We start from the raw sequence: 11,605 nt of genomic DNA on the forward strand, positions 1-11,605 counted from the left end.
AGGAACGCATTGCCTGATTTCACGACTGCTTCGCCCGAGCGCGGACCGAGCCGGACGCAGCCTCGCGGGCTCGGCAGCTGCTACAAACTTTTGTGGCCCCAAAACCAGCGAATGAGATCCATCTGAAAAATTGTCATCGCCAGTATTGGGAGCGCTACGCGCTCCAGCGGAAGCAAGCTCCCTCGCCACACGTGTTTCGTTGCTACTTGAGATGCAGCGCTTATAAAACGCAGCGAGCCCTCGGCTATACTCCCCCCATTTGAACGGCCCCGAGGACTGACTGTGAAGAACTGGACGTTGCGCAAACGCATTTTGGCGAGCTTTGCGGTAATTATCGCCATCATGCTGCTGATGGTCATGGTCTCGTTCTCGAGTCTGCTGAAGATTGAGTCCAGCGAGGAAACGGTTCAGACGGATGCCGTTCCGGGGCTGTATTACAGCTCGATGATTCGCGGCGCCTGGGTCGACACTTACGTCTTGACCCAACGGATCGTTGGCCTCTCGGAACATCGCGACATGAGTGCCGCTGACCTGGAGCTGTACAAGGGCGCCGAGGCGCACCTGAAAGACGAGATGGTCAATTATCGGAAGACGATCTTCACCACTGAGGATCGGGTCGATTTCGAAGCGTTCGAGACTCGTTATCAAACGTACAACCAAGCGTTGGCTAAAGTCGTCGGTCTGTATCAGCAAAAACAATACGAACAGGCTCGTCTGGCGCTGGAGCAGGAATTGACGCCCGCGTGGGTCGATGGCCGCAAGCAGTTGAATGTTGTGATTGATAGCAATCGTGATCAATCCAATGCCTCCACCGATGCCATCCGCCAAGCAGTCACCGCGGCAAAAGTCAGCATGGGCGTGTCTTTGCTGGTGGCGATCATCGCTGCCGGCCTCTGCGGCCTGCTATTGATGCGCGCGATCATGGCGCCGATGAACCGCATCGTGCAGATCCTCGACATCATGCGCACCGGYGATCTCAGCAGCCGCTTGAACCTTGATCGCAAAGACGAATTCGGCGCGGTGGAAACCGGCTTCAACGACATGATGACCGAGCTGACCTCGCTGGTGTCCCAGGCGCAGCGTTCCTCGGTACAGGTCACCACCTCGGTGACCGAAATCGCCGCCACCTCCAAACAACAGCAGGCGACCGCCACTGAAACGGCGGCCACCACCACCGAAATCGGCGCCACTTCGCGCGAAATCGCCGCGACCTCGCGGGATCTGGTGCGCACCATGACTGAAGTTTCCACCGCTGCCGATCAGGCCTCGGTGCTGGCCGGTTCCGGTCAGCAGGGGCTGGCGCGGATGGAGGAGACCATGCACTCGGTGATGGGCGCGGCTGACCTGGTCAATGCCAAACTGGCGATCCTCAACGAGAAGGCCGGCAACATCAATCAAGTGGTGGTGACCATCGTCAAGGTCGCGGACCAGACCAACCTGCTGTCGCTGAACGCCGCCATCGAAGCGGAAAAGGCCGGGGAGTACGGTCGCGGTTTTGCCGTGGTCGCCACCGAAGTTCGCCGTCTGGCAGACCAGACCGCCGTCGCCACCTACGACATCGAGCAGATGGTTCGCGAGATCCAGTCGGCGGTGTCGGCCGGCGTCATGGGCATGGACAAATTCTCTGAAGAAGTCCGCCGTGGCATGTCCGAAGTGCAGCAGGTCGGTGAGCAACTGTCGCAGATCATCCACCAGGTTCAGGCGCTGGCGCCGCGGGTGTTGATGGTCAACGAGGGGATGCAGGCCCAGGCCACGGGCGCCGAACAGATCAACCATGCACTGGTGCAGTTGGGTGATGCCAGCAGCCAGACGGTCGAGTCCTTGCGTCAGGCCAGTTCCGCCATCGACGAGCTGAGCCAGGTGGCCGTAGGGCTGCGCAGCGGCGTCTCGCGATTCAAAGTCTGATGAGCGAACTCGTGGCGAAACGCGGCGCAGGCATGGCGCCCAGGCAGTCATTGTTTCTGGTGTTTCGTATCGGTGACGAGCGTTATGCATTGCAAGCCATTGAAGTGGCCGAAGTGCTGCCGCGCCTGCCGCTCAAACCGATTGCCGGGACACCTTCATGGGTCGCGGGGGTGTTTGCCTATCGCGGCGCGGTGGTGCCGGTAATCGATGTCGGCGAGCTGGCATTCGGTCAGCCGGCCCAGGCGCGCACCAGCACCCGATTGGTGCTGGTGCATTATCAGCCGGATGGCGCCACGTCCGGGCAATTGCTCGGGCTGATTCTCGAGCAGGCCACCGACACCTTGCGTTGCAACTCGGCGGACTTCCAGCCCTATGGCCTGGATAACCACCAGGCGCCGTATTTGGGGCCGGTGCGTGAAGACGCACAAGGCCTGCTGCAATGGGTTCGTGTCGCAGACTTGCTGGACGCCCAGGTGCGGGCGCTGCTGTTCCCGTCGCCGCCGCTGGACCTGGCGATGCTTGAGGAGCGCCTATGAGCTGCGACCAGCGCTTTTTCGATTTCCTCAAAGAGCGTATCGGCCTGGACGTGAACTCGGTCGGCCCGGCGATCATCGAGCGGGCCGTGCGCCAGCGCATGACCGCGCAGCAGGTGAAAACGGCTGATGAGTACTGGTTGCGGCTGCAAGTCTCTGCAGATGAGCAACAGGCGTTGATCGAAGGCGTGATCGTCCCGGAAACCTGGTTTTTCCGTTACCCGGAATCCTTTGCCACGCTGGCCAGGCTGGCGCTCAAGCGCCTGGCGGAGATCAAGGGTATGCGCGCGCTGCGGATTCTCAGCCTGCCGTGCTCGACTGGCGAAGAACCGTATTCGATTGCCATGGCGTTATTCGATGGCGGGCTTGCGCCGCACCAGTTCAAGGTCGACGGGGTGGACGTCAGCCCGCTGTCGGTCGAACGGGCCAAGCATGCGCTGTACGGCAAGAACTCCTTTCGTGGGCAGCAAACCGATTTCCGCGAGCGCTACTTCAACGCCGAAGACGACGGCTATCGCGTCAGCGATCGGGTGCGCGAGCAGGTGCGTTTGCAGGTGGGCAACCTGCTGGACCCGACCTTGCTGGCCAGTGAGCCAGCCTATGACTTTGTATTTTGTCGCAACCTGCTGATCTATTTCGATCAGCCTACCCAGAAGCAGGTTCTGGAAGTGCTCAAGCGCCTGACTCACGTGGACGGCGTGCTGTTTATCGGCCCGGCCGAAGGCAGTTTGCTCGGCCGCCTGGGGATGCGTTCGATCGGTATCCCACAATCCTTCGCTTTCAGCCGTCACAGCGAGCCTGAACCCGCACCGCCCCCCGTGTTTATTGCACCGCCGTTGCCGGTGAGTTTGCCGCTGCGCAACGTTCCAGCACCGCCGGTGCGCAACCGACCTTTTTCCGCCGTTGTACCTGTGCAACGGGCGAACCTGGAGAAAGTACCGAATACCGATGCCGCCGCGCTGCTGGCAAGCATTGCAAGCCTGGCCAACGAAGGTAAAAGCCTCGAAGCGCAGGCCGCCTGTGAGGAATACCTGCGCYACCATGAGCCGGTGGCGCAGGTGTTTTACTGGCTGGGGTTGCTCAGTGATGTCGCTGGCAACGTGCTGGAGGCCCAGGGTTTTTATCGCAAGGCGCTGTATTTGCAACCGCAGCATCCTGAAGCGCTGATGCACCTGTCGGTGTTACTGGCGTCCCAGGGGGATGCGTCCGGCGCCCGTCGATTGCAGGAACGCGCCGCTCGTAATGAGCGCACCGCTGACAGTGAGCGTAAACGATGACCGGTTCTGTTTCGCTGAACGTAACCCATGAAGATGCCCAGGCGATTGACGACTGCTGGAACCGTATCGGTATCCACGGCGACAAGTCCTGCCCGCTGCTGATCGAACATATCCACTGTCGCAATTGCGCGGTGTATTCCGCAGCGGCGACGCGTTTGCTGGATCGCTATGCCTTGCAGCAGGACGACCGCGCGCAAGCATCCATTGCCGTTGAAACGGACGTGGTCACGCGCTCGCTGTTGATGTTCCGCCTCGGCGAAGAGTGGCTCGCCCTGGCGACCCGCAGCCTGGTGGAGGTGGCGCCGATGCAGGCGATTCATTCGCTGCCGCATCAGCGTTCGCGAGCGCTGCTGGGGGTGGCGAATGTGCGTGGCGCGCTGGTGGCGTGCCTGTCGCTGGTGGAATTGCTCGGGCTGGACGCGACCACCGGTGTCGTCTCTGGCGTGAGGGTTATGCCGCGCATGTTGATCATTGCTGCAAACGGCGGCCCGGTGGTGGTGCCGGTGGATGAGGTGGACGGGATTCACGCCATTGATGAGCGGATTCTCGACGCCGCGTCCCGTTCAGGCGAGCAGGCCAGTGCCAAGTACACCCGTGGCGTCCTGCAATTCAGAGGTCGCAGCCTGCGTTGGCTGGATGAAGAGCAGGTATTGTCCGCCGTGACCCGGAGCCTGACATGACCCCCGATCAAATGCGCGACGCGTCACTGCTGGAACTCTTCAGTCTTGAAGCCGAGGCCCAGACCCAGGTACTCAGCGCCGGGTTGCTGGCGCTGGAACGTGACCCGACCCAGGCCGATCAGTTGGAAGCCTGCATGCGCGCCGCGCATTCGCTCAAGGGCGCGGCGCGGATCGTCGGTGTGGATGCCGGAGTCAGCGTTTCTCATGTGATGGAAGATTGCCTGGTCAGCGCGCAGGAGGGTCGACTTTTTCTGCACCCCGAACACATTGATGCGCTGCTGCAAGGCACGGACTTGCTGATGCGCATCGCCACGCCAGGCAGTGCCAACGTGGGGCCGGGCGATATCGAAGCCTACGTGGCGCTGATGGGGCGTTTGCTGGATCCATTGGCGGCGGTTGCAGCACCTGCCGTGGCACAGCCCTCATTGCCGCCCGAGCCACCGGCACCGCAAGTCGAGCCACCGGATCTGGTGTCAGAACTCGAGTCGTCGCTGGCGGCCTCGGTCGAGGCGTCGCGTAAAGCCAAGCGCGTCACCGAAGGCGGCGAGCGGGTGTTGCGGGTAACCGCCGAACGCTTGAACAGCCTGCTCGATCTGTCGAGCAAATCGTTGGTGGAAACCCTGCGACTCAAGCCTTACCTGGCGACGATGCAGCGTCTCAAACGTACGCAGAGCAACAGTTTGCGAGCCCTGGAAAACCTCAACGTTCACCTCAAGGGGCAAGACCTGAGCCTTGAGGCGCTGGAGGCGCTTGGTGATGCGCGGCGGTTGTTGGCCGAATCGCAACAATTGCTGGCTGAGAAAACCGCTGAGCTTGATGAATTTGCCTGGCAGGCGAGTCAGCGTGCTCAGGTGCTGTATGACACGGCGCTGGCCTGTCGCATGCGGCCGTTTGCCGATGTGCTGACCGGGCAGGCGCGGATGGTTCGCGATCTGGGACGTAGTCTGGGCAAACAAGTGCGGTTGGAAATCGAGGGTGAAAAGACCCAGGTCGACCGCGACGTGCTGGAGAAACTCGAAGCGCCGCTGACCCATTTGTTGCGCAATGCCGTGGACCACGGCATCGAAACGCCCGAGCAACGCCAGTTGGCCGGCAAGCCTGCCGAAGGGCTGATTCGCCTGCGCGCGTCCAACCAGGCCGGGCTGCTGTTGCTGGAGTTGAGCGACGATGGTCATGGCGTGGACCTGGAACAAGTGCGCGCCAGTATCGTCGAACGTCAATTGTCGCCGGCCGAGACCGCGGCGCAGTTGAGCGAAGAAGAGCTACTGACGTTCCTCTTCCTGCCGGGCTTCAGCCTGCGCGACAAAGTTACCGAGGTGTCCGGTCGTGGCGTCGGCCTGGATGCGGTTCAGCACATGGTCCGCCAGTTACGCGGCGCCGTGGTGCTGGAGCAGAAGGCCGGTGAGGGCAGTCGTTTCCAGCTCGAGGTGCCGTTGACGTTGTCGGTGGTGCGCAGTCTGGTGGTGGAAGTGGGCGAGGAGGCGTATGCCTTTCCACTGGCGCACATCGAGCGCATGTGCGATTTGGCGTCGGACGAAATCGTCCAGATTGAAGGTCGTCAGCACTTCTGGCACGAAGGTCGACACGTTGGTCTCGTCGCGGCCAGCCAGTTGCTCAACCGCCCGGCGAGTCAGAACAACCCGGCGACACTCAAGGTCGTAGTCATCCGTGACCGCGACACGGTGTACGGTGTGGCTGTCGAGCGCTTTATCGGCGAGCGCACGTTGGTGGTGCTGCCGCTGGATGAGCGCCTGGGCAAGGTTCAGGACATTTCTGCCGGCGCCTTGCTCGATGACGGGTCGGTGGTGTTGATTGTCGACGTCRAAGACCTGCTCCGCTCGGTGGACAAACTGCTCAATACCGGTCGCCTGGAGCGGATCGCCCGGCACAGCCAACAGGCCGCCATCGTTGCGCGCAAACGTATTCTGGTGGTCGATGACTCACTGACGGTTCGTGAGTTGCAGCGCAAGCTGTTGCTCAATCGGGGTTATGACGTGGCCGTTGCGGTTGACGGCATGGACGGCTGGAACGCGCTGCGTGCCGAGGATTTCGACCTGCTGATTACCGATATTGATATGCCGCGCATGGACGGGATCGAGCTGGTTTCGTTGTTGCGACGTGATAACCGGCTGCAATCGTTGCCGGTGATGGTGGTGTCCTACAAGGATCGTGAAGAAGACCGTCGTCGTGGACTGGACGCTGGAGCCGACTACTATCTAGCCAAGGCCAGCTTTCATGACGATGCGCTGCTCGATGCAGTGGTTGAGCTCATAGGAGGAGCGCGGACATGAAGATCGCTATCGTCAACGATATGCCCATGGCCGTGGAGGCCCTGCGTCGAGCCTTGGCATTCGAGCCGGCGCACGAGGTGGTCTGGGTCGCCCGCAATGGCGCCGAGGCGGTGCAACGTTGCGCCGAGTTCACCCCCGACCTGATCCTGATGGACCTGATCATGCCGATCATGGATGGCGTTGAAGCCACGCGCCGGATCATGGCCGAGACCCCATGCGCTATCGTCATTGTCACGGTGGACCGGCAGCAGAATGTCCACCGGGTGTTCGAGGCCATGGGCCACGGCGCGCTGGACGTGGTCGATACTCCGGCCCTCGGCGCGGGCGATCCGAAAGAGGCCGCGGCGCCACTGCTGCGCAAGATCATGAACATCGGCTGGCTGATCGGCGAGCGCGGTAACCGTGTGCAATCGGCGCCGGCCCTTCCTCGTGTTCTCGGGCAACGCCAGAGCCTGGTGGCCATCGGTTCTTCTGCTGGCGGGCCGGCGGCGCTGGAAGTCTTGCTCAAGGGCCTGCCGCGCGATTTTGCGCCGGCCATCGTGCTGGTCCAGCACGTTGACCAGGTGTTTGCGGCCGGTATGGCTGAATGGCTCGGCAGCGCCAGCGGTCTGGACGTGCGCCTGGCTCAGGAAGGCGAGCCGCCGCAAAGCGGGACGGTGTTGCTGGCGGGCACCAATCACCACATTCGTTTATTGAAGAACGGTACGCTGGCCTACACCGCCGAGCCGGTCAAYGAGATCTATCGACCCTCGATCGACGTTTTTTTTGAAAGCGTGGCCACTTACTGGAACGGAGATGCAGTCGGTGTGCTGCTGACCGGCATGGGGCGCGATGGCGCCCAGGGACTTAAATCGATGCGCCAGCAAGGCTACTTGACCATTGCTCAGGATCAGCGCAGCAGTGCGGTATATGGCATGCCGAAAGCCGCCGCCGCCATCGACGCCGCTGTAGAAATTCACCCGTTGGACAAGATAGCGCCACGATTGCTGGAGATCTTTGCAAAATGACTCATCATTGCAGCTGTACTTGCCTTATTCAGGTGCCCGCACATGGATGATTTACAGCTCGACGCCTTTAAAACCGATGAGAACGCCGCGATGGTGCTGCTGGTCGACGACCAGGCGATGATCGGCGAAGCCGTACGCCGCGGGCTGGCGAACGAGGAGAACATCGACTTCCATTTCTGCGCCGATCCGCACCAGGCCATCGCCCAGGCGATTCGCATCAAGCCGACGGTGATCCTGCAGGACCTGGTCATGCCCGGTCTGGACGGCCTGTCGCTGGTGCGCGAATACCGCAACCACCCGGCGACCAAGGACATTCCGATCATTGTGCTCTCGACCAAGGAAGACCCGCTGATCAAGAGCGCGGCGTTTGCTGCGGGGGCCAACGATTACCTGGTCAAGCTGCCGGACAACATCGAACTGGTCGCGCGCATTCGTTATCACTCGCGCTCCTACATGACGCTGATCCAGCGCGACGCGGCCTACCGGGCGCTGCGGGTCAGTCAACAGCAGTTGCTCGACACCAACCTGGTGCTGCAACGCCTGATGAACTCCGACGGCCTGACCGGCCTGTCGAATCGTCGCCATTTCGACGAATATCTCGAACTGGAATGGCGTCGGGCCATGCGTGACCAGGCGCAACTGTCGCTGTTGATGATCGATGTCGACTACTTCAAGTTGTACAACGACAGCTTCGGCCATCTTGAAGGCGACGAAGCCCTGCGCAAAGTCGCCGCAGCGATCCGCGATGCCAGTAGCCGGCCTTCCGATCTGCCGGCGCGGTATGGCGGTGAAGAGTTCGTCCTGGTATTGCCCAATACCTCGCCGGGCGGGGCACGCCTGGTTGCGGAAAAACTCCGGCAGACCGTGGCCGGAATGAAAATTCCGCATGTTGTTCCGGCCGAAGGTGCAAGCCTGACCATCAGTATCGGCCTGTCGACCATAACCCCGCAGTCGGGCAGTGATTACCGTCAACTGATCTCGGCAGCGGACAAGGGGTTGTACCTGGCGAAGAACAATGGACGCAATCAGGTGGGGATCGAATGAACCAACACGTTCATTCGCCCCTAAAGCCGCCAGGCGGGCTGCCGTGACAGCTTGATTACGTTATACTCGCCGGCTTTCAAAAGTTCGCCAACGAGTGCTGCCCGCCATGGAAATCAACCCGATCCTTAACAGTATCAAGGACCTGTCCGAGCGCTCCGAAACTATTCGGGGGTATCTTTGACTACGATCAAAAGCATGAGCGTCTGACTGAAGTCAATCGCGAGCTTGAAGATCCGAATGTCTGGAACAACCCGTCGTACGCTCAGGAGCTGGGCCGCGAGCGGTCCTTGCTGGCGCAGATCGTCGAAACCCTCGACCAGATGCACAGCGGCCTTGCCGACGCCAAAGACCTGCTGCTGATGTCCGCAGAGGAAGAAGACCAGGCCGCCGTCGATGACGTCGCTGCCGAAGTCGAGCGTCTGCGCGAGGCCCTGGAAAAACTCGAATTCCGCCGTATGTTCAGCGGTGAGATGGACGCCAACAACGCCTACCTGGACATCCAGGCCGGCTCCGGCGGTACCGAAGCCCAGGACTGGGCGAACATCCTGCTGCGCATGTACCTGCGCTGGGCGGACAAACGCGGTTTCGACGCGACCATCATGGAACTCTCCGCCGGTGAAGTCGCCGGGATCAAGGGCGCAACCGTGCACATCAAGGGTGAATACGCCTTTGGCTGGCTGCGGACCGAGATCGGTGTGCACCGTCTGGTGCGCAAGAGCCCGTACGACTCCGGTAACCGTCGCCACACCTCGTTCTCGGCGGTGTTCGTGTCGCCGGAAATCGATGACAACATCGAAATCGACATCAACCCGTCGGACCTGCGCATCGATACCTACCGCTCCTCGGGCGCCGGTGGTCAGCACGTAAACACCACCGACTCGGCCGTACGTATCACCCACGTACCGACCAACACCGTGGTCAGCTGCCAGAACGAACGTTCCCAGCACGCCAACAAAGACACCGCGATGAAAATGTTGCGGGCGCGCTTGTACGAGCAGGAAGTGCAGAAACGCAATGCTGCCTCCCAAGCCCTGGAAGACACCAAGTCGGACATCGGCTGGGGTCACCAGATTCGCTCGTATGTGCTCGACCAGTCGCGAATCAAGGATTTGCGTACTAACGTCGAACGCAGCGACTGCGACAAGGTGCTCGACGGCGACATCGACGAATACCTGGTGGCGAGCCTGAAGCAAGGCTTGTAAACCGCCAGTCAAGACCTTAAGTCCCCTGCCATCGGTGGGGGCAACGAACCTGTGATGGAAAATTTAAAGACATGAGCGACCTAGAACTCGATTCGCAAGCCCTGCAACAGGAAGAAAACTCCCTGATCGCCCTGCGCAAGGAAAAGCTTGCTGCCGAGCGCGCCAAGGGCCAGGCCTTCCCGAATGACTTCCGCCGCGACGCCTACTGCGAAGACTTGCAGAAACAGTACGCTTCCAAGACTAAGGAAGAGCTGGCAGAGGCTGCGATCCCGGTCAAGGTCGCCGGTCGTCTCATGCTCAACCGTGGCTCGTTCATGGTGATCCAGGACATGTCCGGGCGCATTCAGGTTTACGTCAACCGTAAAACCCTGTCCGAAGAAACCCTGGCCGCCGTGAAAACCTGGGACCTGGGCGACATCATCGCCGCCGAAGGCACCCTGGCCCGTTCCGGCAAGGGCGACCTGTACGTTGAAATGACCAACGTACGTCTGCTGACCAAATCCCTGCGCCCGTTGCCGGACAAGCACCATGGCCTGTCCGACACCGAGCAGCGCTATCGCCAGCGTTACGTTGACCTGATCGTCAACGAAGACGTGCGCCAGACCTTCCGCGTGCGTTCGCAAGTGATTGCGCACATCCGCAGCTTCCTGATGAAGCGTGACTTCCTGGAAGTCGAAACGCCGATGCTGCAAACCATCCCGGGCGGTGCGGCGGCCAAGCCGTTCGAGACTCACCACAACGCGCTGGATATGCAGATGTTCTTGCGTATCGCGCCGGAGCTGTACCTCAAGCGTCTGGTGGTAGGTGGTTTCGAGAAAGTGTTCGAGATCAACCGCAACTTCCGTAACGAAGGTGTTTCGACTCGTCACAACCCAGAATTCACCATGTTGGAGTTCTACCAGGCCCACGCCGACTACGAAGACAACATGGACCTGACCGAAGAACTGTTCCGCGAGCTGGCGCAACTGGTTCTGGGCAGCACCGACGTGCCGTACGGCGAGAAGGTGTTCCACTTCGGCGAGCCGTTCGTGCGTCTCTCGGTGTTCGACTCGATCCTCAAGTACAACCCCGAGCTGACCGCTGACGACCTGACTGACATCGACAAGGCCCGCGCCATCGCCAAGAAGGCCGGCGCCAAAGTGCTGGGCTTCGAAGGTCTGGGCAAGCTGCAGGTAATGATTTTCGAAGAGCTGGTCGAGCACAAGCTGGAGCAGCCGCACTTCATCACCCAGTACCCGTTCGAAGTATCGCCGCTGGCCCGCCGCAACGACGAGAACCCGAACGTCACCGACCGTTTCGAGCTGTTCATCGGTGGCCGCGAAATCGCCAACGCCTACTCCGAGTTGAACGACGCGGAAGACCAGGCCGAGCGCTTCATGGCTCAGGTGGCCGACAAGGACGCCGGTGACGACGAAGCCATGCACTACGATGCTGACTTCGTACGCGCGCTGGAGTACGGCATGCCGCCGACCGCCGGTGAAGGTATCGGTATTGACCGACTGGTGATGCTGCTGACCAACTCACCGTCGATCCGCGATGTGATCCTGTTCCCGCACATGCGGCCACAAGCGTAAATGTTTCAATTAAAAAGCCGCCTATAACAGGCGGCTTTTTATTGCCTGTCTGGTACAAACGTATCAATTGGTTACTTTTGACGTTAGAGAGG

The 11,605-nt window shown here is 60.8% G+C and carries 9 protein-coding genes; all 9 read left to right on the forward strand.

Features of this window, described 5'->3' with window-relative positions; translation table 11 throughout:
* Window positions 1-282: 282 nt before the first annotated feature.
* The 9 genes from AC1DH9_RS03965 to lysS all read left to right on the forward strand — a co-directional run bounded on the left by AC1DH9_RS03965 (window position 283) and on the right by lysS (window position 11,513).
* Window positions 283-1,905 carry a methyl-accepting chemotaxis protein gene (locus AC1DH9_RS03965; protein ID WP_442114426.1) on the forward strand — a complete coding sequence of 541 codons (1,623 nt, stop codon included), beginning with the start codon at window positions 283-285 and terminating at the stop codon, window positions 1,903-1,905.
* Window positions 1,905-2,441 carry a chemotaxis protein CheW gene (locus AC1DH9_RS03970; RefSeq protein WP_427536281.1) on the forward strand — a complete coding sequence of 179 codons (537 nt, stop codon included), beginning with the start codon at window positions 1,905-1,907 and terminating at the stop codon, window positions 2,439-2,441. The genes AC1DH9_RS03965 and AC1DH9_RS03970 overlap by 1 nt, the downstream gene beginning before the upstream one ends.
* Window positions 2,438-3,715: a CheR family methyltransferase gene (locus AC1DH9_RS03975; RefSeq protein WP_477807827.1), complete on the forward strand. Its 1,278-nt coding sequence runs from the start codon at window positions 2,438-2,440 to the stop codon at window positions 3,713-3,715. Before AC1DH9_RS03970 ends, AC1DH9_RS03975 begins: the two co-directional genes overlap by 4 nt.
* Window positions 3,712-4,395: a chemotaxis protein CheW gene (locus tag AC1DH9_RS03980; protein ID WP_427536277.1), complete on the forward strand. Its 684-nt coding sequence runs from the start codon at window positions 3,712-3,714 to the stop codon at window positions 4,393-4,395. Before AC1DH9_RS03975 ends, AC1DH9_RS03980 begins: the two co-directional genes overlap by 4 nt.
* A complete protein-coding gene (locus tag AC1DH9_RS03985) occupies window positions 4,392-6,686 on the forward strand; it encodes a response regulator (protein ID WP_477807828.1) in 2,295 nt (764 codons plus the stop codon). The genes AC1DH9_RS03980 and AC1DH9_RS03985 overlap by 4 nt, the downstream gene beginning before the upstream one ends.
* Window positions 6,683-7,693, forward strand: a complete 1,011-nt coding sequence (gene cheB / locus AC1DH9_RS03990) for a chemotaxis response regulator protein-glutamate methylesterase (protein WP_427536273.1) — start codon at window positions 6,683-6,685, stop codon at window positions 7,691-7,693. The genes AC1DH9_RS03985 and cheB overlap by 4 nt, the downstream gene beginning before the upstream one ends.
* Before the next feature lie 42 nt (window positions 7,694-7,735).
* Window positions 7,736-8,737, forward strand: coding sequence for a diguanylate cyclase domain-containing protein (locus tag AC1DH9_RS03995; RefSeq protein ID WP_427536270.1), 1,002 nt, complete (start codon window positions 7,736-7,738; stop codon window positions 8,735-8,737).
* A gap of 106 nt (window positions 8,738-8,843) precedes the next feature.
* Window positions 8,844-9,939 (forward strand): peptide chain release factor 2 gene (prfB, locus tag AC1DH9_RS04000; protein WP_102667242.1). Its coding sequence is split into 2 segments (ribosomal slippage): window positions 8,844-8,915 and window positions 8,917-9,939, totalling 1,095 coding nucleotides; the frame shifts between segments, so codons are not numbered across the junction.
* A gap of 71 nt (window positions 9,940-10,010) precedes the next feature.
* On the forward strand, window positions 10,011-11,513 hold the full coding sequence (lysS, locus tag AC1DH9_RS04005) for a lysine--tRNA ligase (protein WP_427536268.1): 1,503 nt from the start codon (window positions 10,011-10,013) through the stop codon (window positions 11,511-11,513).
* Window positions 11,514-11,605: the final 92 nt, after the last annotated feature.

It is taken from the genome of Pseudomonas sp. 05T35 (assembly GCF_056396605.1).

Bases quoted from the DNA above. Each gene is read 5' to 3' on its own strand.
- AC1DH9_RS03970 (WP_427536281.1), top strand. From the start codon at position 1,905: ATGAGCGAACTCGTGGCGAAACGCGGCGCAGGCATGGCGCCCAGGCAG.
- AC1DH9_RS03980 (WP_427536277.1), top strand. From the start codon at position 3,712: ATGACCGGTTCTGTTTCGCTGAACGTAACCCATGAAGATGCCCAGGCG.
- AC1DH9_RS03995 (WP_427536270.1), top strand. From the start codon at position 7,736: ATGGATGATTTACAGCTCGACGCCTTTAAAACCGATGAGAACGCCGCG.
- lysS (WP_427536268.1), top strand. From the start codon at position 10,011: ATGAGCGACCTAGAACTCGATTCGCAAGCCCTGCAACAGGAAGAAAAC.